General features: G+C 62.9%; 16 protein-coding genes. 6 read left to right on the top strand and 10 right to left on the bottom strand.

The features are described from left to right. Window position 1: 1 nt before the first annotated feature. Genes sufD through H2040_RS00710 form a run of 5 tightly spaced genes read right to left on the bottom strand, consistent with a single transcriptional unit; the run spans window position 2 to window position 5,073 of the window. On the bottom strand, window positions 2-1,228 hold the full coding sequence (gene sufD, locus H2040_RS00730) for a Fe-S cluster assembly protein SufD (RefSeq protein WP_287153442.1): 1,227 nt from the start codon (window positions 1,226-1,228) through the stop codon (window positions 2-4). Next, window positions 1,225-1,974: a Fe-S cluster assembly ATPase SufC gene (sufC, locus tag H2040_RS00725; RefSeq protein WP_287153440.1), complete on the bottom strand. Its 750-nt coding sequence runs from the start codon at window positions 1,972-1,974 to the stop codon at window positions 1,225-1,227. Before sufC ends, sufD begins: the two co-directional genes overlap by 4 nt. Before the next feature lie 39 nt (window positions 1,975-2,013). After that, entirely contained in the window at window positions 2,014-3,486 is a 1,473-nt protein-coding gene (sufB, locus tag H2040_RS00720; protein WP_287153438.1) for a Fe-S cluster assembly protein SufB, read from the bottom strand. A 25-nt stretch (window positions 3,487-3,511) separates the two neighbouring features. After that, a complete protein-coding gene (locus H2040_RS00715) occupies window positions 3,512-4,642 on the bottom strand; it encodes a cysteine desulfurase family protein (protein WP_287153436.1) in 1,131 nt (376 codons plus the stop codon). Next, a complete protein-coding gene (locus H2040_RS00710; RefSeq protein ID WP_287153434.1) occupies window positions 4,639-5,073 on the bottom strand; it encodes an Rrf2 family transcriptional regulator in 435 nt (144 codons plus the stop codon). Before H2040_RS00710 ends, H2040_RS00715 begins: the two co-directional genes overlap by 4 nt. A 157-nt stretch (window positions 5,074-5,230) precedes the next feature. Here H2040_RS00710 and H2040_RS00705 point away from each other — a divergent pair, with 157 nt between their 5' ends. Next, window positions 5,231-5,917 (top strand): alpha/beta hydrolase, encoded by a 687-nt coding sequence (locus H2040_RS00705; protein ID WP_287153430.1) that lies wholly within the window; start codon window positions 5,231-5,233, stop codon window positions 5,915-5,917. Here the strand turns inward: H2040_RS00705 and H2040_RS00700 are convergent. Further along, window positions 5,914-7,044, bottom strand: a complete 1,131-nt coding sequence (locus H2040_RS00700; protein WP_287153428.1) for an anhydro-N-acetylmuramic acid kinase — start codon at window positions 7,042-7,044, stop codon at window positions 5,914-5,916. The genes H2040_RS00705 and H2040_RS00700 overlap by 4 nt on opposite strands. A gap of 44 nt (window positions 7,045-7,088) precedes the next feature. Here H2040_RS00700 and tyrS point away from each other — a divergent pair, with 44 nt between their 5' ends. Further along, window positions 7,089-8,324 carry a tyrosine--tRNA ligase gene (tyrS, locus tag H2040_RS00695; RefSeq protein WP_287153426.1) on the top strand — a complete coding sequence of 412 codons (1,236 nt, stop codon included), beginning with the start codon at window positions 7,089-7,091 and terminating at the stop codon, window positions 8,322-8,324. On the opposite strand, the gene H2040_RS00690 is transcribed toward tyrS, so the two are convergent. Further along, window positions 8,321-11,725, bottom strand: a complete 3,405-nt coding sequence (locus H2040_RS00690) for a DUF3971 domain-containing protein (RefSeq protein WP_287153424.1) — start codon at window positions 11,723-11,725, stop codon at window positions 8,321-8,323. The two genes, tyrS and H2040_RS00690, sit on opposite strands and share 4 nt — an antisense overlap. Window positions 11,726-11,796: 71 nt before the next feature. Between H2040_RS00690 and bcp the strand changes: the two genes are divergently transcribed. The 3 genes from bcp to H2040_RS00675 all read left to right on the top strand — a co-directional run bounded on the left by bcp (window position 11,797) and on the right by H2040_RS00675 (window position 14,209). Next, the gene (gene bcp, locus H2040_RS00685) at window positions 11,797-12,270 is read left to right on the top strand and encodes a thioredoxin-dependent thiol peroxidase (protein ID WP_287153422.1); all 474 of its coding nucleotides are present in this window, start codon (window positions 11,797-11,799) and stop codon (window positions 12,268-12,270) included. Between the two features lie 165 nt (window positions 12,271-12,435). Next, complete coding sequence (locus H2040_RS00680; protein ID WP_022697706.1) at window positions 12,436-13,650, top strand: M23 family metallopeptidase; 1,215 nt, start codon at window positions 12,436-12,438, stop codon at window positions 13,648-13,650. Next, window positions 13,634-14,209, top strand: coding sequence for a bactofilin family protein (locus H2040_RS00675; protein WP_022697705.1), 576 nt, complete (start codon window positions 13,634-13,636; stop codon window positions 14,207-14,209). The genes H2040_RS00680 and H2040_RS00675 overlap by 17 nt, the downstream gene beginning before the upstream one ends. Before the next feature lie 42 nt (window positions 14,210-14,251). Here H2040_RS00675 and prfB read toward each other — a convergent pair. The 3 genes from prfB to H2040_RS00660 all read right to left on the bottom strand — a co-directional run bounded on the left by prfB (window position 14,252) and on the right by H2040_RS00660 (window position 19,292). Continuing rightward, a protein-coding gene (gene prfB, locus H2040_RS00670) for a peptide chain release factor 2 (protein WP_152485842.1) occupies window positions 14,252-15,380 on the bottom strand; the annotation gives its coding sequence in 2 pieces (ribosomal slippage) (window positions 14,252-15,310 and window positions 15,312-15,380; 1,128 coding nt in all). 73 nt (window positions 15,381-15,453) lie between these two features. After that, window positions 15,454-17,982, bottom strand: coding sequence for a penicillin-binding protein 1A (locus tag H2040_RS00665; RefSeq protein ID WP_287153416.1), 2,529 nt, complete (start codon window positions 17,980-17,982; stop codon window positions 15,454-15,456). A 98-nt stretch (window positions 17,983-18,080) separates the two neighbouring features. Further along, complete coding sequence (locus tag H2040_RS00660; protein ID WP_287153594.1) at window positions 18,081-19,292, bottom strand: N-acetylmuramoyl-L-alanine amidase; 1,212 nt, start codon at window positions 19,290-19,292, stop codon at window positions 18,081-18,083. Window positions 19,293-19,735: 443 nt separating this feature from the next. Between H2040_RS00660 and H2040_RS00655 the strand changes: the two genes are divergently transcribed. Beyond that, a partial coding sequence (locus tag H2040_RS00655) for an Rne/Rng family ribonuclease (protein ID WP_287153414.1) occupies window positions 19,736-22,036 on the top strand: 2,301 nt, incomplete at its 3' end.

The raw sequence follows: 22,036 nt of genomic DNA, 5'->3' as shown, positions 1-22,036 counted from the left end.
ATCACTTTTTCTCCAACCATTCACGCGAACGCGCAATAAATTCTTCCTGAACATCGTCAGGAATATGCGCGAACGCCTCGGAGATAAAGGCCTCGATCAGCAAAGCGCGGGCGGATGCGGCGTCGATGCCGCGCGAGCGCATATAGAACAGCGCATTTTCATCCAGCGCCCCGACCGTGTTGCCATGCGCGCATTGCACATCATCGGCAAAGATCATCAACTCAGGCTTGGCGTTCGACTGCGCGCGCTCGCTTAGCAGCAGCGCATGGTGCTGCATCTGAGCATCGGTCTTTTGTGCGCCGCGCGCCACATCGAAGCGGCCCTGAAACGCGCCGCGTCCGCGATCATCGACCACGCCCTTCACGACCTGCTGCGTCACCGAGCCCTCGCCCCGGTGATCCACCACCGAGGTCAGATCCGCATGACGCTGCCCATCCAGGAGATAGGCGCCGTCGAGCCGGATATCGGTTTCGTCGCCTTCACATGTCAGGCGCGCGTCAAAACGCGTCAGGGCGCCGCCGAAAGTCAGGATGGCCTGACGATAGCCGGCCCTTTCGGCAACATGACCCAAAGTTGTCGTGGTGTTCACCACATCCGCAGAGCCCTGATGGATGATATAGCGATTCAGGCGCGCGTTCCGCTGCAGGCCCAGCTCGACCAGCGTATTGGCGTAGGGCGCGCCTTCGCCTTCATGGCTTTCCAGAATCGTGGCGCTGGCGTTTTCACGGACCACGACGGACAGACGCAAATGGTGCGCCCCCTCGCCCTCCGAGATCAGGCGCAACTGGATCGGCCTGGACACGTCGCCGTCAATCTCGAGGACATAAGCCCCGGTTTCCAGCGTCAGAGCGCCAGCCAGAGCGGCCAGCGGATAGGATTCGCGTTCGCCCGGCGGATTCGCCTCGTCCTGACGGTGCAGGATCGCGCCCTCGGGAAGCTCGGGCTCGCCAATCAGACGGCCATTGGCAAAAACAATCTCGGCGGCCCCGGCGGCGCCAAATGCCTGCGCGGGTGAAATGTCCGATTCAACAGCGCCGGACTGGCCGCGCGGCTGGCGCAGGGTCTGGCGGACATCGGACCATTTCCATTCCTCGACCCGCTTGTGCGGCAGGCCTTGCTCGGCAAAGGCCGCCCAGGACTGCGCGCGGCCGCCCGAGGCGTCCAGCGCCTCATAGGCCTCGCGAAAGGCGGCTTCGGTCGGGGTTGGCTTATGCTGGGGCAGGCTCACGCCGCATCCTCCAGATAGCGGTCATAGCCATCGCTTTCCAGCGCACGGGCAAGCTCCGGCCCGCCGCTGTCCATAATGCGGCCCTGCGCCATGACGTGGACTTTGTCCGGCGCCAGGTAATCCAGAAGCCGCTGATAGTGGGTGATGACCAGCATGCCGCGATCGGCGTTGCGCAGATTGTCCACGCCCTCGGCCACGACCTTCAGCGCATCAATGTCCAGCCCGGAATCGGTCTCGTCCAGAATCAGGAAATCCGGCTCAAGGATCAGCGCCTGGAAAATCTCCATGCGCTTCTTCTCGCCGCCGGAGAAACCGGCATTGAGAGAGCGTTTCAGCATGTCCATCGGCATCTTTAGCGTCTCGGCCGCCGCACGCGCCTTTTTCATGAAGTCCGGCGCGGAGATTTCCTCCTCGCCGCGCGCCTTGCGCTGGGCGTTGAGGGCCGTGCGCAGGAAGGTCAGCGTCGGAACGCCGGCCAGCTCAAGCGGATACTGGAAAGACAGGAAGAGGCCCTTGGCGGCGCGCTCCTCCGGCTCCATTTCCGTCAGCTCTTCGCCTTTCAAGGTGATCGAGCCGTCCGTAATTTCGTAGCCATCGCGACCCGTCGCGACATGGGCCAGCGTGGACTTGCCCGCGCCGTTCGGCCCCATGATGGCGTGCACCTCGCCGGCCGGAACCTCAAGGCTCAGCCCTTTGAGGATTTCCTTGTCCTCGACGGACACGTGCAGATTTTCGATTTTCAACATCATCAATCCCTTTAAATACAAGCGTGAGGCGCGCGGCGATCAGCCGACGCTCCCCTCCAGGCTGACCTTCACCAGCGCCTGCGCCTCCACGGCGAACTCCATGGGGAGGTGCTGAAGCACGTCCTTGCAGAACCCGTTGACCAGCAGCGCCACGGCGTCCTCCTCCGACAGGCCGCGCTGGCGGACATAGTGGAGCTGGTCCTCGGAGAGCTTTGAGGTCGTCGCCTCGTGCTCGAAGGTCGCGTGCGGCGTGCGGGCCTCGACATACGGCACCGTGTGCGCCGCGCATTCATCCCCGATCAGCAGGGAGTCGCACTGGGTAAAGTTGCGGGCGCCCCTGGCGGTCGGGTTGGCGCGGACCAGGCCGCGATAGGCATTGGACGATTTACCCGCCGAAATGCCCTTGGAGATGATGCGCGAGCGCGTGTTCTCGCCCAGATGGATCATCTTGGTGCCGGTATCGGCCTGCTGATGGCCGTTCGTGATGGCCACCGAATAGAACTCGCCCTGGCTCTCCTTCCCCTTGAGAATGCAGGAGGGATATTTCCAGGTGATGGCGGAGCCGGTCTCCACCTGCGTCCATGAAATCTTGGAGCGGTCGCCGCGGCATTCGCCGCGCTTGGTCACGAAATTATACACCCCGCCCTTGCCGTCGGCGTCGCCCGGCCACCAGTTCTGGACGGTGGAGTATTTGATCTCCGCGTCCTCTTCGGCGACCAGTTCGACGATGGCGGCGTGAAGCTGGTTCTCGTCGCGCATCGGGGCGGTGCAGCCCTCCAGATAGGAGACATAGGCCCCCTTGGCGGCAACGATCAGCGTCCGTTCGAATTGCCCGGTGCCTTCCGCGTTCATGCGGAAATAGGTCGAAAGCTCCATCGGGCAGCGCACGCCCTCGGGCACATAGACAAACGTGCCGTCAGAGAAAACCGCCGAATTGAGCGCGGCGAAGAAATGGTCGGAGGTCGGCACCACGGTGCCGAGATATTTGCGCACCAGTTCCGGGTGTTCGCGCAGCGCTTCGGAGATCGACATGAAAATCACGCCGGCCTTCTCAAGCTCCTTCTTGAAGGTCGTGGCGACGGAGACAGAGTCAAACACCGCGTCCACGGCGACCTTCGGCGCATCTTTCACGCCCGCCAGCACTTCCTGCTCGCGCAGCGGGATGCCCAGCTTCTCATAGGTGTCGAGAAGCTCCTTGGGGACGTCGTCGATGCTGTCATATTTCGCGCCGGATTTCGGCTCGGCATAATAATAGGCGTCCTGGTAGTCGATGGGCGGGAAGTTCACGAGCGCCCAGTGCGGCTCCTCCATGGTCAGCCAGCGCTGATAGGCGTTCAGCCGGTATTCCAGCATCCAGTCCGGCTCGCCCTTCTTGGCCGAGATGAAGCGGATCGTCTCTTCATCCAGCCCCTTGGGCGCGAACTCCTGCTCGATCTCGGTCGAGAAGCCGTACTTGTACTTGTCGGATTCCAGACCTTTGACGTCTTCGACTGTTTCTTTAACCGCAGGCATATAAGCCTCTGTCTTTCCTTTAGTTTCAGGCCGCGCGCGTTTTCACGCGGTCATAGGCGTCCAGCCAGGCGTCGGCGAAAGCCTCGCCCTGCCCGGCCTCTGTATTCCATCCCAGGCTGACCCGGATCGCCGAGGCCGCCAGTTCATCGCCAAGGCCCATGGCGCTCAGCACATGGCTGCGCGCCACCTTGCCGGATGAACAGGCCGCGCCCGCGCTGATCGCGAACCCGGCAAGGTCCATCGACATGACCTGCGTCTCGGAGCTGAAGCCGGGGGCGTAAAAGCAAAGCGTGTTCGGCGCGCGCGCCACGTCCTCGCCGAGAATGACAATTTCCGGCGCGGCGGCTTTCAGGCGCGCCTCCATGGCGTCGCGGATGCCGGCCAGTTTCGCGTAATCAGCCGGTTCAGCCGCGGCGGCCGCGGCGCCGAACCCGGCGATGGCCGCCACGTTCTCTGTGCCCGAGCGGCGTCCCCGCTCCTGCCCGCCGCCATGCTGGCGCCGGACCAGCGGCGCGCCCTCGCCAATCGCCAGCGCACCCGCTCCCTGAGGACCGCCAAGCTTGTGCGCGGTCAGGGAGAGATAATCGGCGCCAAGCTCGGTCATCGACATTTCGATCTTGCCAAGCGCCTGAACGGCGTCGACATGGATGCGCGCGCCAGCCTCATGCGCCAGCTCCGCCGCCTCCGCGACAGGCTGAATCACGCCGGTTTCGTTATTGACCAGCATGACAGCGACAAGGGCGTCAGAACCATCCTCGCCCAGCAAATCCTTCAACGCATCCAGATCCAGAACGCCTTGCGGCGTAACGGGAACAAATTGCGTTTCCACGCCGGACGCTTTCGCGAAATCAATCACCGCATCATGTTCAATGGCAGAAACGATCAGGCGCCCGGCCCCGGCGCTGATGGCGCTGGCCAGGGCCAGATTGATCGCCTCTGTGCCCCCGGATGTAAAAATCAGGTCTTCGGCGCACGCCCCGGAACGGCCCGCGATGGCTTCACGCGCATCCTCGATCGTGCTGCGCGCCGCGCGGCCGGCGGCATGGGTGGAGGACGGATTGCCGCCCGCATCCATGGCGGCCAGCATCGCCTCCCGCGCTTCGGGACGAAGCAGCGAAGTGGCGTTGTGATCGAGATAGACAAGTTCACGGCTCACGGGCGGGCCTCCGCAGTTTGCGGGAAGTCCTGCGAGACGACATGGGCCAGCGTGACCGAGCCCAGAAAATCCTCGATATGAGTATCCAGCGCCGACCAGAGCGGGTGCGAGAGGCAACGCCCCGATGCGCCGGTGCAGGCCTCGACCTTCTTTGACGAACAGCCCGTGGAGCGCACCGTTTCGCCCACCGCGGTCAGGATGTCCGCGATGGCGATATCGTCCATGTCCCGCGCCATCCGGTATCCACCGCCCGGTCCGCGCACGCTTTCGACCAGCCCGGCCTGACGCAGCTTGGAAAACAACTGCTCAAGAAAAGGCCGGGACAGTGACTGCGCCTCGGCGATGTCGGCGAGCGAGGCCGGCGCGCCGTCACGGGCCGCAAGATCGGCCAGCGCGGTCACGGCGTATCGCCCTTTCGCGGTCAGTTGCACGTCTCTATATCCTTCAAGGACTGAACGGACTCTCGCAATTCAAGAAGCCGTTTGCTAAAAGCGCGCGCTCTTGAAGCGGCGGTTCATGCGGGAGCTATGTTTTCCGACTGAATTAGTCAAGTATTCCAACCGCTATCCGCGAAACCTCTGGAGACCCATGCCTGACGTCATTATTCCGGGCCCCGCCGGCCGCCTTGAGGGACGCTACCGTCCCGGCCGTTCCGAAAACGCCCCAGTCGCGCTGATCCTGCACCCGCACCCGAACGGGGGCGGCAATATGAACACCCAGCTGACGCTGTCGCTGTTCGACCTGTTCAAGGATCGCGGCTTCTCGGTTCTCCGCTTCAATTTCCGCGGCGTCGGCCGCAGCCAGGGCAGCTGGGACCAGGGGCTCGGCGAACTGTCCGACGCGGCCACGGCGCTGGACTGGTTCCAGGCGCTGAACCCGAACGCGCCGCTCAGCTGGGTCGGGGGACATTCCTTTGGCGCCTATATCGCCATGCAGCTCCTGATGCGCCGGCCGGAGATTGACGGTTTCATCTCCGTCGCGCCGCCGACCAATATGTATGATTTCTCCTTCCTGGCGCCCTGCCCGTCATCCGGCCTGATCCTGAATGGTTCGGAAGACAAGATCGTGCCGCCGGACGATGTCCAGCGCGTGGTGCCGAAGATCCGCGTCCAGAAGGGCCGCGTGATCACGCATGAGACGATCCCCGGCGCCGGCCACTTCTTCCAGAACAAGGCCGAAGAGATGGAAAAGGCGGTCAACGCCTATCTCGACACGCGGCTGCCCCCGGCCTGGGGCGGCAATTTCGTGCCCGATCCGGACAAGGACGAAAGCTAGACCGCCGCGCGGCTCAAAACGCCGCCTGTCATGGGTTCCTGCACGCCGGTGGTGGCGGGAACCGACAGCGGCCAGCCGCGCAGCGACCTGACCGCCAGCCAGGCAAACAGCTCCGCTTCCAGCACATCGCCGCGCCAGCCCACGGCCTCGACAGGATCAACAGGCACGCCGGCGCGACGGCGCAACGCGTCCATCAACACGGGATTGTTGCGCCCGCCGCCGGTGACGATCAGCCGCCGCGGCCGTTCCGCCGCCCACTCCAGACCACGGACGACCGAGGCGGCGGCAAATTCGGTCAGCAGGGCCGCGCCGTCTTCAGTGGACAGCCCTTCCGCCATGGCGCTGGTGAAGTCCTGACGGTCCAGCGACTTTGGCGGCTGCGTCTCGAAATAGGGATGGTTCAGCAGCCTCCGCAGGCGGGCCTCGTCAAGATTTCCGGCTTGCGCCAGCGCGCCGCCCTCATCGAACAGCCGGTCGCCTTCTCCGCCGACCCAGTCGTCAATCGGACCGTTTGCGGGGCCGGTGTCAAAAGCCAGTATCCCGCCATCCGCATCAATCAGGGTGATGTTGCCCACGCCGCCCAGATTGACCACGCCCAGCGGCCGTTCCAGCCCGTCCCGTTTGGCCAGAGCCGCGTGATAGAGCGGCGCGAACGGCGCGCCCTGCCCGCCGGCGGCGACATCGGCCGCGCGGAAATCATTGACCACGTCGATGCCTGTCAGACGCGCCAGCGCGGCGCCCCGGCCGAGCTGCCGGGTCCGCCCGGTCGCGCGCGCCGAGGGCGCCCGGTGGAGAACGGTCTGACCGTGAAATCCGATGACATCAATATTCGCCTCGGTCAGACCTTCCATTTCCAGAAGCTGGGCCGTCGCTTCCGCATGCAACTCGGTCAGCGCGTCTTCTGCCAGCGCGAAAGCTTCCGCGGGCTCCTCCCCCTCAAAACCCCACGCGCGCGCCGCTTTCACCGCGGCCAGAATATGCCCGCGCACGCCATCATCGAAGGGAAGCGAAAGGCACGCGCGCGGCCGGATCAGGCTTTCGCCGTCAGTTTCCAGAATCGCGCCGTCGAGGCCGTCCATAGACGTGCCGGTCATGAAACCGATTGCGCGGTATAGCTTCGCCGCCATTAAGCCCTTCCCTCTCGTCCGCGCCGTGATAGAAGGCGCGGCCTATGCAATACAAATCCGATCTCATAAAGACCCTGGCCGGACGCGGCTATCTCTATCAGGCGACTGATATCGAGGGCCTGGACGCGCTGGCCGCCCGCCAGACCGTGACAGGCTATATCGGTTTCGACGCGACCGCTTCCAGCCTTCACGTCGGCAGCCTGGTTCAGATCATGATGCTGCGCCGCCTGCAACAGGCCGGCCACACCGCGATCGTCCTGCTGGGCGGCGGAACAACGAAGATCGGCGATCCATCCGGCAAGGACAGCCAGCGCCCGGTTCTCACGCCGGAGGACATCGCGGCGAACAAGGAAGGCATTCTGAAGCCCTTCCATGCGCTGCTGGACATGGACAAGGCCATTGTCGTCGATAACGACGCCTGGCTGTCCGAATATTCCTATCTGGAATTCCTGCGCGAGTTCGGACGGCATTTCACCATCAACCGGATGCTGACCTTCGACTCGGTGAAAAGCCGGCTCGACCGCGAACAGCCGCTGACCTTCCTCGAATTCAATTACATGTTGCTGCAGGCGGTCGATTTCCTGGAATTGAACCGCGCGCGCGGCTGTCAGCTGCAACTGGGCGGCGCGGATCAGTGGGGCAATATCGTCAATGGCGTGGAGCTCTGCCGCCGGGTCGACAGCGCGGAAGCCTACGGCTTCACGACGCCGCTGATCACCACCGCGTCCGGCGTGAAAATGGGCAAGACGGCGGATGGCGCTGTCTGGCTGAACCCGGACCGTCTTGGCCCCTATCAGTACTGGCAATTCTGGCGGAACACCGAAGACGCCGATGTCGGCCGCTTCCTGCGCCTGTTCACCGACCTGCCCCTGGACGAGGTCGAGCGGCTGGAATCGCTGGAAGGCGCGGACATCAACGACGCCAAGATCAGGCTTGCCAATGAAGCCACCGCGATGCTGCACGGCGCGGACGAAGCCCGTAAGGCGGAGGCCGCCGCGCGCGAGACCTTCGAGCAGGGCGGCGCGAGCGCGGACCTGCCTTCGGTCGAAATTCCGGCGGCGGAGTTGCAAAGCGGACTTGGGCTTCTGGAAGCGTTCGAACGCGCCGAGCTGGTAGAGTCCCGCGGCGAGGCGCGCCGTCACATCAAGGGCGGCGCTTTGAAAGTGAATGACGAGAAGGTCGAGGATCCGTTCGCAACCCTGACGGACAAGGATATCCGCGACGGCGCTGTAAAACTGTCCGTCGGCAAGAAACGTCACGCGCTTCTGAAAATCGTCTAGCCGGGCGGCTCCTCGCCCGGCTCGCCCCCGGATTCAGGCTGTTGTTCGACCGCGGGTTCCTCATCCGGCGTTTCCGCGGATTGCCGGGCGGCTTCGGCCTGCGCTTCTTCCAGAGACACGCCGCCCTCAAAAATCCGGCGGAATATGCCCGGCGCCAGCGCGGAAAGCGGATTCACCACCACCTGTGTCTGATCGAATGGCCCGCTGACCGAGTAGGTCAACGCGAACAGCCCCTCGCCTTCACGGGACGTCAGGAGATCGCCGATAACCGGCAAAGCGCCAACGGAGGCGTTTACGCCATAAGACGGCACCAGAACGCCGTTCAGCGCCAGCTCGCTGCGCGGCATATCGATTTCGCCTGAAGTGGTGATTCCCAGCGCCTGACCGGACGCACGCGCCTGCTCGATCCGGATGCGCCCCTGGTCCAGAGACGCCTCGGCAATCATTTCATTGAAGCTGAGACCGCTGCCGCCCAGAACGTCGGCCAGCCCCTGAAGCGAGGCCAGCGCAAACAGTCGCGCCAGAATCGGCGCGCGAACCAGATCGAACTCTTCAACGCGGGCTTCAAAATTCCACGGCGCGTCGGCGGCCTCGGACCGTCCATCGAGCGTAAAGCGCCCGCCGCGAACCTGATCGATCCCGAACAGCGCCTCAAACAGCAGCCCCGCGTCCTGAGCCGAGGCCGACAGGGTTCGGGCCTCGCCCGTCCCCGGCGCAAGCCGGATGGCGACCGGCTCGCCAGCCGCGCGCGCGTCAACGCTGGCCGTTTCGATCCGTTCTCCGGAATGATCAAACGCAACCGTGACCTGCTCCGCGGTCAGGGCGTCGGAGATCACGGCCCGGTCGAGAACGATATCCGCGGAAACCGGAATCCCGAGTTTTCCGGCGCCGGCATCGGATAGGATTTGATCGACCAGCCATCGCGCGTCCAGATAATCGCCCTCGACATCCAGTTCGAATATCGCGTCATTCCGGGAAAGATTCAGGGAAAAATCAGCGAACTGGTCCAGCCGCACGGTTTCCAGACGGATATTGTCCAACTGGCCCTGGCCGGAAAATCGCGCCGCGCCTGTGGCTTCCAGACCGGGGCCGGTCAGCCGGGCCGAGCTGATCTGGAACCCGTCATCATTCCTGGTGAATTCGAACCGTCCCCCGGCCGGGCTGTTCTGAGGCTTGTTCCAGAAATCGCCCGCAGAGCCGATGGCCGCGCTTGTAAGGTCGACCGAAGCGGCGCCCTGCTCAATGGCAAGGCCATCGCCCTCGGTCCGCGCGGAAAACAGGACCGGCCCATTGAGGAACTGCCTGAGCGGCACGCCCAGCGCGTCGAAATCTTCCTGATCCAGAACCGCCTCGACATTGAAGATCGTGGAAGGGATTTCTTCAGGCTCCCCAAACCGCTCTTCCCAGGAGATTAGGGCTTCGACCGGTCCGATACGCCCCGGACCGCGCGCGATCAGGCCAAAGGGCGTGCCTTCCAGGTGAACTTTGCCGTCAGTTATCTGAAGCCCGCCAATGCCGGTCGGGGCGGAGACATTCTCAAAATCGGCTTCCACATCGAAACCGATACGCTCGATCGGCACTTCGCTGCGCATCGGTCGTGTCAATTCGAACCGGATTTCCCCTTCGCCCTGAACAGAGTCCGGATCAATGCCGAAGGTGGACGGAAAGCCCAGCGGCTCCTCGTCGAGCAATTTCAGAACATCGGAGGCCGTGGCCCGACCGGCGCCCGCGATAACGGCTGGCGCGCCTTTGGGTTTGAGTCTTGGAATCTCAACGCGCCCCTCGGTCAGCACCATCTCGCCGATGCGTCCTTCATCCATTTCCAGGGAAAAGGAATTTCCGCGCAGTACGGCGCTGCCGCTCGCCTGCGTCACCGGGCTCATCGTCGAGACATATCTGACTTCGCCCTGATCCATCGCGAATGCCAGGCGCATGTCGTCCTCGTTCAGACGCCCGCGCGCCACGTCCTCATCGGTCATGGTCAGTTCAAATTCGGCGTCATGTATGCGGCCGGCATCGACGTGCTCAGCGATCCAGACGCGACCTCCATCGGCAAAATCCAGAGGCCAGTAGCGCAACAAGTCCTGCGGCGACGCATATCCTTCCGTGCCGCCTTCCAGCGAAAGCCTAGAGAAAGCCCACTCTCCCGCGTTCTGAACGAACGCGACACTGCCCTGAAGCCCGAGCGAGAACCCGCCCAGATCCGTAGAGAGTCTGTCAATGGTCAGGCCGCGGACATCGTCTTGAAGCAGGCCGCCCTCAAATTCTATGGCCGTCAATGAAAGCGGCTCTTCAAACAGACCGGGCATATCCAGGCCGAACTCGCCAAGCGAAAGCTCGATTTCCGGAGACGCGCCTCCGTCAGAAAACAGGTTCGTGACCGCGCCCTCGCCGCGAAGACTGAGCACATCGGATTCCAGTTGCAGCGCCTCCAGAACCATCGCCTGCCGGCCGGCCTCGTAACGCATGCGCAGGTCCGCGCCGCTTATCGGGCGCCGCTGCCCCGCGAAGGCGACCTCTCCGGCGCCCAGACGGGCTGTCAGCCGCCCGCCCGTCAGGCGTCCCTCGCGCGCCGTCGCCAGGCGCCAGTTGAGATCCAGAGGCGCATCAATGCTCCGGGCCCAGCCGGCCAATCGTTGCGGCGCCGATTGCGATGGGTTGAAGCCTGAGACGACTCCTTCCGCCGCAATGCGTTTCACGCCGAGGTCGGCGCTAAGCAGCGCTGAAATTGTCGCGTAACCGTTTTCCTGCAGCAGCTCGCCCGCCAGGTCCGCGGACAGGGTCTGGCCCGACAGGTCGGCGTCCAGAGACGCATGACGGATGCGCCAGTTCAGACCGATATCGCGAAGCTGAACAAACAGGACAACATCGCTGAGCGCCAGCCGCCGCAGATTGGCGGCGCCATCCGGAAGTTCGAATTCGCGCCAGTCGAGCGAGGGCGCGCCCTCCGTCGTTTCTTCCTCCTCGCGCACGGCGCGGCGCGGCGTTCCCAGACCGAATGCAAAGGATCCGTCGCGGCGGCGGACAACCGCAAACGCGCCGCCTTCCGCTTCGACCCAGAGCGGGGCAAACCGCCCTTGCGCCAGTGAGGCGGCCGGCAAGGCGGTGGCGATGCGGGACGCGACCGACACCACCTCCCCCGTTTCGTCCCGGATTGTGACATTGCTGGCCGTGACCACGATGGCGCGGGATTCCGGCCGCCATTCGGACCGGATTTCACCCAGCTCGACCGTTTCGCCGTCAAATGCCTCAGCGAAGATTTCTTCCGCGTTGGGGCGAAGGACTTCCAAGTCCACAGGCCCCCCGGACAGCCGGTAAACCGCAAAGCCCACAACGAAAATTGCGAGCATGAAAACCAGCGCCGCAATCTCCAGCGCCAATCGTGTCGCCTGGCGCGTCATGAAATCCCCGGCTGGACGGACGCGGCGTCACAAACCATGTTCAGCCCGAACTCGGACACAGGGACAATATCATGACTCAAGCTCTGCAAACCGGCGACAAGGCTCCTGATTTCACGCTTCCAAGCGACGGATCCGGCGAAGTTTCGCTGAAGGATTATTCCGGACAGACCGTCGTTCTGTATTTCTATCCGAAAGACGATACGCCGGGCTGCACGAAAGAGGCCATCGCCTTTTCAGAACATCTCGACCAGTTCCGCAAAGCCGGAGCTGTCATTCTTGGCGTTTCGCCCGACACAGCCGCCAAGCATGACAAGTTCAAGGCCAAGCATGAGCTGAGCGTGACTTTGCTGGCCGACGAAGACACAGCAGTTTGCGAGGCCTATGGCGTCTGGAAAGAAAAAAACATGTACGGACGCAAATTCATGGGCGTTGAACGCTCCACCTTCCTGATCGGTCCTGACGGAAAAATCATCGAATCCTGGCGCAAGGTGCGCGTTCCCGGACATGTTGAAGCCGTCCTGGAAGCGGCCAAGGCGGCCGGTTAAAGCGGTGAAGCGCCCGTCTTTATTGCTATAATCGCGGCAAAACACACCTTTGGTTAACGGCTAGATTACAATCTCATCGCCTAATACGCGCATGCACTTGAATTGCTGGACGTGATCAGGTGTTATGCGCCCGCGAAGGGGTTAACTAGGCGGGACAGACTTGAGATGATGCGTCTCTGGCAGCAGCTGCGCGAGACAATCGCGCGTATTTTTCCAGAACGGCAGATCTATCACCGCACCGAGGGGCGGGTTTCATATATCTCCATCGGCACGAAGCTTCAGCTTGCCGCCGCGGCAAGCGTGCTCATCGTGGCGATGTGGCTTCTATATGGAACCGCATCGGTCTTTCTGAGGGGTTATGTGATCAGCGCGCATGATCGCGCGAACGCCTACAAGGTGGCTCACTATGAACGGCTTCTGCAGGAAGCGCGTTCGCGTGAAGTTTCAGCGCGCAATCTGCTGCAAACCCGCACAGTCGAGTTTCAACAGCTGGCGGCCAATCTGGAGCGCCGTCACTCCACGCTGAAACAGCTCCTGGATCACACCAGCGAAACCGCGATCGCGGACGCCAATAGCGGACGGGTCATGATGGCTTCCGTCGCGGGCGACGCGACGCCGCGCCAGTCGCGCGTGCTTTCGGAAGCCGGCGAGGCGCCCGCGCGCGACTTTGCCTCCAATGGCGTCAATGCGCGCCTGACCGCTTTGGAAGCCGAACAGGACCGCCTGATGGCGGTGGCCGAGACCAAGGCTGAAGCCCGCATTGAAACCGTGCGCGAAGCTGTGCGCCTGACCGGCCTGCGCCTGTCGGACCTCAATGGCGGCGAAGAACTGGAACTGGGCGGGCCTTATATTGAAATGGCCAATGAGGGCCTCTTCGGCTCAACAGACTCCATGTTCAATGACCGCGTGGCGCGTGTTGCCGCGCGCATTGCCGAAGCGGAAGAGATGGAGCTGACGCTCGCCTCCGCCCCGATCGGCAATCCGGTGGGCGCAAAGACGCGCCGGACCAGCAGTTTCGGCTCCCGCGTTGATCCGTTCACCCGTCACGCGGCGTATCACACCGGCCTGGACATGGCCGCGTATTACCGCGCGCCGGTCGTTTCCACCGCGGCGGGCACGGTCAGTTTCGCCGGATGGAAAGGCGGATATGGCCGCGTCGTGGAAGTGGATCACGGCCACGGCTTCAAGACTCGTTATGCTCACCTGTCGCAAATCACGGTTAAAAAGGGCGCGAAAGTCGTCACCGGCGACTCGATCGGCCTGATGGGATCAACTGGCAGAAGTTCGGGCACCCACCTCCATTATGAGGTATGGTTCAAGGGCAAGGTCTACGATCCGAGCAAGTTCCTGAAAGCGGGTGAGTATGTTCAGCAAAGCTAAAGACAAAGACGAGGAATTCGAAATGGACGCCGTCACGAGCGCAGCCCCCCAGCAACGCCGCAGCGCGAAATCCGTGGGTCCGTCCATTCTGGGCCCTGACATCGCGATCAATGGCTCAATTCAATCAGAAGGCGAAATTCAACTGGACGGCGCCGTCGAGGGCGATGTCCGCGCCGGTTCGCTGACCGTTGGCGAACACGCCGCCGTGAAAGGCGAAGTTGAAGCCGAGACCGCCCTGATCCGCGGCCATGTGTCCGGCAGCGTCCGCGCGCGCCATGTACAACTGGCTTCCACCGCGCGCATCGAAGGCGACATCATTCATTCGACGCTGGCGATCGAAAGCGGCGCCTATTTCGAAGGCAATTGCCGCCGCGCCGAAGACCCGATTGGCGGCAAGGCCGGCAAGCCCGCCGCCTCGCAATCCCAGTCTTCGTCCTCGGCTTCGCCGTCATCGTCTAACGGCGCGTCGCAGCAGCAGCCGCGCCCGGCGAATGCGCCGTCCAGCAGCTCCGGATCTTCCAGTTCTTCCTCGCAGGAAGGCCTGAAAACGGGCAGCTAAGAAGCGACAGAAAATAAAATTTCTGAAGGACGGGGGTCGCGGTTACGCGGCCCCCGTTTCTTCTTCGGTGTCCTTGGCCACCCGCTCGGCCAGAGAGGCGGCCATGAACTCGTCCAGGCCGCCATCCAGAACTTTTTGCGTGTCGGATGTTTCCACGCCCGTCCGCAGATCCTTCACCATCTGATAAGGCTGCAGAACATAAGAGCGGATCTGCCGGCCCCAGCCGATCTCCGTCTTGGACGCAGCCTCGGCTTCGGCCTCTTCCTCGCGCTTCTGCAATTCCAGTTCGTAGAGCCGGGCGCGCAGCATATCCCACGCCGTTGCGCGGTTCTTGTGCTGTGACCGGTCATTCTGGCACTGCACAACGATGCCTGTCGGGGTATGGGTCAGACGAACCGCGGAATCGGTCTTGTTGACGTGCTGTCCGCCCGCGCCTGACGCGCGATAGGTGTCCGTGCGGACATCCTTGTCTTCAATTTCGATCTCGATCGTTTCGTCGATTTTTGGATAGATCCAGACACTGGCGAAACTGGTGTGCCGCCGGGCGCTGGAATCGAAGGGCGAAATCCGCACCAGCCGATGCACCCCGGATTCGGTCTTTAGCCAGCCATAGGCGTTCTCGCCCTTGACCAGTACGGTCGCAGACTTGATTCCCGCCTCCTCGCCGGAATTTTCCTCAATCAGTTCGGTTGAGAACCCGCGCGACTGGGCCCAGCGCAAATACATGCGCAGCAACATGTTCGCCCAGTCCTGGCTTTCCGTGCCGCCGGCGCCCGCATGAATTTCCACAAAGGCGTTATTGGCGTCAGCCTCGCCGGACAGCAGCGCCTCCAGCTCCGCGTCGGCGGCGCGTTTGGAGAGTTTCGCCAGCGCCTCCGCCGCCTCGTCCAGCATGTCGGAATCGCCTTCGGCGTCCGCCAGTTCTGCAATTTCCAGAGTGGCTTCCAGCTCTTCCGAAATGCTGCGGACCGCACTGACCGCGGAATCCAGCCGGTTGCGCTCGCGCATCAGCTTCTGGGCTTCGTCCGGCTTGTTCCAGATATCAGGGTCTTCGGACCGGGCGTTCAGCTCGTCCAATTGGCGCAGGGATTTCTCCCAGTCAAAGACGCCTCCTCAGCAGTTCAACCGACTGCTGGATTTCTTCAGATGCGGATTCGATATCGGCGCGCACGAACGACGCTCCCTTACTGCATGAAATACGGGATGATCAGCTTGTTATCTGGTTACGCAACGGCTCCGGCGCGTCAATAGACGCCGCCCAGCGTATCCTCGGATTCGTCGTCTTCCGACTCTTCCTCATCCGCGCCGATAACCCCGTCCACCGCGACCGAGGACTGCCCGTCCGCCCCGGCAATGCCGATGCCGGAGGATCCGAAATCGTTCATGCCCGGCAGGCGGATATTGCTGCGTGTCGCCTGACGCTGACGCGGTTCCGTGCCCGGTTTGAAGGGCTCCAGAATAGATCCCGGCGCATTGAAAGCCATGCGGGCGCCGCTGCGCGGGTTAATCGGCACCAGACGCGCGCCGGAGGGCACGCGGAACGGAACGCTGGTTTCCCCTTTCAGCGCCTCGGCCATGAAGTCCGCAAAGATCGGCGCGGCGACAACGCCGCCCGCCTCGCCATAGCCCAGCGTCTGCGGCTGATCGAAGCCAACATAGACGCCAGCGACCAGGTCCGGCGCGAAGCCGACAAACCAGGCGTCCTTGAAATCATTGGTCGTGCCCGTCTTGCCGGCCAGGGTGAAGTCCACCTTCGCGCCGACCGCCCGCGCCGCCGTGCCGCGCTCCACCACGCCTTCCAGCATGGAGGTGATCTGATAGGCCACAACCGGGTCGATCACCTGCTCACGCGGGTCCAGCAATTCCGGTTCGTCCTGTCCGTCCCATTCCTGCGCCTCACAGCCCTCGCAGACGCGCGGATCGTGACGGTAAATGGTGTTTCCGTAGCGATCCTGAATCCGGTCGATCACGGTCGGGACAACTTTCTGTCCGCCATTGGCGAACACGCCGTAAGCGCCAATCATGCGCCAGAGCGTCGTCTCCCCCGCGCCCAGCGAGATCGCCAGCGTGGGGACATATTGCCCCTCATCCGCCACACCGAAATTCTCCGCGTACCGGACAATCGGATCCATGCTGACCTTGTTGGCCAGACGCACGGTCATCTGGTTCCGCGACATCTCGATGCCGCGCCGGAGCGTGCTGGGGCCGTAGGAGCGGCCGGAATAGTTGGACGGCCGGTAGATTTTCCCGTCGCCCCCGCGCGCCACGAATGGCGCGTCCAGCACCACTGTCGAGGGGGTGAAGCCATTATCCAGCGCCGTCGCATAGACGATCGGCTTGAAGGATGATCCGGGCTGGCGGGAGGCCTGTGTCGCCCGATTGAACTCGTTATGGGCGAAACTGAACCCGCCCACGAGAGCGCGCACCCGTCCAGTATGCGGGTCCATCGCCATAAAGGCGCCGTTCACCTCCGGCACCTGTTGCAGGGCGTAGCTGTCCCCTTCCTCCATCGGCGCGACATAAATCACGTCGCCGGCGGAAACGATGTCGCTCATGTTTGATGGCGCAGCGCCGACGCGGGCGTTGTCGCGCGCCGGGCGCGCCCAGCGGGAGGCCTCGAAGTCCAGGCTGCCGGTCGAACCGTCAACAAAGCCGATTTCCGCGCTGCGGCTTTCCACGCCGAGCACCACCGCGGCGACCCAGTCGCCCAGATCCGGCAGCGCCTCGACCTCCGGCAGGGCCTCGCGCCAGTCGACAGCGTCAAGATCCAGCGTCGCGAACGCGCCGCGATAGCCATGCCGGCGGTCATAGGAAATAAGCCCCTTGCGCAGGGCGTCCCGCGCGGCGCGCTGCAGGTCCATATTCAGGGTCGTACGAACCGAAAGACCGCCATCATAAAGACGGTCTTCGTCATACATGCTGATCAGGGAGCGGCGCACTTCCTCCGCGAAATACTGCGCGTCGTCGTCAATGACGCCAAAGCGGCCCGGCGCGACCTCAAGCGGTTCCTTCTTCGCCGTCTGCGCTTCGGAGCGGCTGACATAATTATTCGCGCGCATGCGGTCGATCACCCAGTTCCGGCGGGCAATCGCGCGTTCGGTGTGGCGCTGCGGATGATAATTGCTGGGGGCCTTGGGCAACGCCGCCAGATAGGCGGTTTCGGCCAGCGTCAATTCGTCCAGCGGCTTGCCGTAATAGTTCAGCGCCGCCGCGGCCACGCCATAGGACCGGTTCCCCAGATAAATCTCGTTCAGGTAAAGCTCTAGGATCTTGTCCTTGCCGAAGGCGCGCTCCATGCGCCGGGCCAGAACCATCTCGCGCACCTTGCGGGATACCCGCTGGTCATTGGTCAGCAGGAAGTTCTTGGCGACCTGTTGTGTGATCGTGGACGCGCCCTCAAGCCGGTCGTCGTCCATGACGTTTTGCACGTTCGCCATCGCGGCGCGGATGATGCCGGCATAGTCCAGCCCGCCATGGCGGTAGAAATTCTTGTCCTCGGCGGAAATGAACGCCTCGATCACTTTCGGCGGCACCGCGTCGATGGGAACGAAGGCGCGATGTTCGCGCGCATATTCGGCGATCAGCGTACCGTCGGCGGCGTGCACGCGGCTCATCACCGGGGGCTCGTAATCGGCCAGCTGCGCATAGTCGGGCAGATCGTCCGTAACCCGGATCACATAGATCCCGGCCGCGGCCAGCACCACCAGTCCCAGGACGACCGCGGCAATCCCGCCGATCAAACCGATGCGCAAAAGAATTTTCGTTACGCCCATATCCCGCTCCGCAAGCGCATGTCGCCGCATTTTGAGGCGATAATAAGGAGTCGGGCGGTCAATTGATACGTCTGGCGGTCAGTTACAGACAGCCAAAATCAACGGGCGGCGAAGAGTCTTTCGCGCTGTTCGAAATAGTCGTCGATCGCGCTGGCGACTGTCCGGGCCAGCCCTTCGCGATAGGACGGAGTGCTGAGATTGGCTTCATCGCCGCGATTGGACATGAAGCCCATTTCCAGCAGCACCGCCGGCACGTCAGGAGCCAATAGAACGTACAAATTCGCTTCCCGGTGCGTATTGCGCAGAACCGGGCCGGCTTCAGGCAGCCTTCCGGTCAGAATTTCGGCGAATGCGGCCGACTGGTTCTTCGTCTCACGCTGGGCCAGGTCCACAAGAATGCCGCTGACATCGGGATCGCGCCCGGCCAGCGTGACGTCCATGACCCAGTTATTATCCAGCACTTTCTGCTTGGCGCGCGCGGTGCCGCGTTTGGAAAGCGTATAGACCGACGCTCCGCGGACGTCCGGCTTGCCGATCGAATCGGCGTGCAGGGAGATAAACAGGTCTGCGCCCCCCTCACGGGCCACCTGAACGCGAAGATCATGGTCCAGATAGATATCGGTGGAGCGGGTGAGGATCACCTCGTAATCGCCCAGCGCCTCGAGCGCCTCTTTCAGGGCCAGCGATGCGGCGAAATTGACGTCTTTCTCGCGCTTTCCGGTAATGCCGATCGCGCCGGGGTCCTTGCCGCCGTGCCCGGCGTCCACAACAATCCGGCGGGTGGAAGATTCCCGGAACACCGCGTTCTGCGCGATTTCCCCGCGGCTGCCCTGCGCAACCTCGCCGTCTTCGGGGAAGCCCGCCGCTTCAGCAAAAACCTGAAAATTGGTCTGGCGCAGATCGAACACCAGGCGATGTGATCCGCCCGCAGCGGCCGGCGCCATGTAGAAATGCTGCTCCACGGTCAGTGGCTGATCCAGATCGAAGACGACCCGGGACGTGTCGGCGGTGTAGTGACCAAAGCGCGCCTGCCGAATCGGACCGTGGCCGGCAATGCGCAACTGGTTTTCACCAATCTGTTGCGCCGGCCCCGCCCATTTTACATGCGGCAGGTCCACGACAACCCGCATCCCCTGCTCGGCCAGTGTGAAAATGCTGTAGTCCAGCGCAGAGTCCGATTCGATGACGATCCGCGTATAGCCGTCGAAGTCGCCATAACGGATATCGGTGATCTGGCCTGCGCTGGCGCCGGTTGCCGCCAGCAGGCAGAACATCAGCGCGGCAAGGCATTTTTTGGCCGTTGGCATCATTTGCAGCACGAACCCGGATCTTCAGAAGCATGAAACGCCAGAGTTTATACCCATATGCTGAACGCGAGGTTGATGAACTCCAACAGACGCGCAGCTTTGCATTTCTGTGAATTTGATGCAGATTGCGACGTGTGAGGGAGCTTTTCAACGGCGTCGCGTCGAGCCGGTCTACCTGACCAGACGCCCGTCTTTGACCTCCTCGCCAGAGATACCGGCTCTTGGCTCTGATGAGCGCCGCATGCCTATTCGCGCGCCCAGAGTTTTCAAGAGCTTCTCGCACCGGCTGCAGTCCGCTGCGGTCAGACTTTAGGAATCACTCATGCGCCCCGCCGCTTTGAACATCGAAATGCTTAATCGCAGGGATGCTCCCGGCCCGGGCGCGATTGCACACCGTTCGCCCGCGCTTGTTAGACCGAGCGCCGGCGGACCAGGAGATCCGCTACATGGCCAAGAAAATGCTGATCGACGCAGCGCACCCGGAGGAAACCCGGGTCGCAGTGTCGGATGGGAACCGCCTCGAGGAATTTGACTACGAATCGGACGCTAAACGACAACTTCGCGGAAATATCTATCTCGCCAAGGTGACGAGGGTTGAACCCTCGCTGCAGGCGGCGTTTGTCGATTATGGCGGAAACCGGCACGGCTTCCTCGCCTTCAACGAAATTCACCCCGATTACTACCAGATCCCCTACGAGGATCGGCAGAAACTGATCGAGGAAGAGGCCGCCGACAACGACGAGCCCGATGAGGTCGACGCCGCCGCGTCCGAGGACGCCGAGGACGACGACGAGGAAATCGTCGAAGAGCAGCTTGAGCGCCGCCGCAAGCGCGCCATGCGCCGCTACAAGATCCAGGAAGTCATCAAGCGCCGTCAGATCATGCTGGTGCAGGTGGTCAAGGAAGAGCGCGGCAATAAAGGCGCGGCGCTGACGACCTATCTGTCGCTGGCCGGGCGCTATTGCGTGCTGATGCCCAATACCAGCCGCGGCGGCGGGATTTCCCGCAAGATCGCCAGCGCGACGGACCGCAAGCGCCTGAAAGGCATCATTTCCGACCTCAACGTGCCGAACGGCATGGGCCTGATCATCCGCACAGCCGGCGCCAAGCGCACCAAGGCGGAGATCAAGCGCGACTATGACTATCTGTTGCGGCTGTGGGAAAAAATCCGCGAACAGACACTGAAGTCCACCGCGCCTGTGCTGGTTCACGAGGAAGGCAATCTCGTGAAGCGCTCCATCCGCGACCTCTATGACAAGGATATCGAGGATGTTCTGGTCGAGGGCGACGAGGCCTATAAGCAGGCCAAGGATTTCATGCGCGTGCTGATGCCTTCTCACGCCAAGAAGGTTCAGCCCTATCGCGACAAGATTCCGCTGTTCCAGCGTCACCAGATGGAGACGCAGATCGACCAGATCTATAATCCGGTCGTCCAGCTGAAATCGGGCGGATACCTGGTCATCAACACGACCGAGGCGCTGGTCGCCGTCGACGTGAACTCTGGCCGCGCCACCAAGGAGCGGAATATCGAGGCGACGGCGCTCAAGACCAATCTGGAAGCGGCCGAAGAGGCCTGCCGCCAGATGCGGATGCGCGACCTCGCCGGCCTCATCGTGATCGACTTCATCGATATGGAGGAGAACAAGAACAACCGGGCCGTCGAGAAACGCCTCAAGGACGCGCTGAAAGCCGACCGCGCCCGCGTGCAGGTGGGACGAATCTCGCAATTCGGCCTGCTGGAAATGTCACGCCAGCGCCGCAGAGCCAGCCTTCTGGAAGGCTCCACCCGCGCCTGCCCGACCTGTAACGGGCTGGGCTTCACCCGCTCGATCCGGTCCGCCGCGCTGCACGCTCTGCGTCAGCTGGAGGAAGAGGCCGTGCGCGAACGCTCGCGCCGGGTCCGGGTCAGCGCGCCGTCCGAAGTCGCCATGTATCTGCTGAACGAGAAGCGCAATCAGCTTCAGGCGCTGGAAGATCGCTTCGGCATGAGCGTCGTCATTGAGGTCGATCCATCCCTCACCCCGCCCGAGATGAATATCGAACAGCTTGAAGAGCTGACGGCGAAGGAGAAGGCGGAAGTCGGTCAGGCGCGCGTACAGGCTGAAAAAGCCATCGAGGCGGAAGCGCCCGATCCTGAAATCGCCGATGAAGACGAGCCGGAAGTGCAGGAAGAACAGGAAGAGCAGAGCGACAAGCCGCGCCGCAAGCGCCGCCGTCGCGGCGGACGCGGCGGATCATCCTCTTCCGGTGATTCATCCAGACAGTCTGATGCAGCCAATGACGCGCCGAAATCGGATGACGAATGTTCCGAAGAGGATTCCGACGAGTCGGATGCATCTTCGGATGATTCCGGTGAAGATAAATCGGACAAGCCCAAGCGCCGCCGCCGTCGCGGACGCCGGGGCGGACGCGGCCGCCGGGGCGGTTCGAACCAGAATTCCGAGCAATCCGGAGAGGATGGCGCGCAGAAGGACGACGAAAAGTCCGAAGAGATCGCGGCCCGGAAGTCGGACGACGACAAATCGTCCGAACCTGCAAAATCCGACGATGCGGCGCAAAACGAGAAACCCAAACGGCCGCGCCGGAGCCGCGCCAAAAAGACCGAACCGGCGGACAAGCCGAGCGGGCTGGAAATTGTCGAGCCGATTTCAGGGGATGCCCCGGCCGAACCGGTTTCCCCGGAAGAGCTGGGCAAATCCGGCGGGGAACCGCCGGAAGCCGCTGCGACCGAGGCCGAGGTTATAGAC

The organism is Euryhalocaulis sp. (assembly GCF_013911995.1).
Classification (GTDB): Bacteria; Pseudomonadota; Alphaproteobacteria; order Caulobacterales; family Maricaulaceae; genus Euryhalocaulis; species Euryhalocaulis caribicus.
This window is presented reverse-complemented; position numbering and strand designations above follow the sequence as displayed.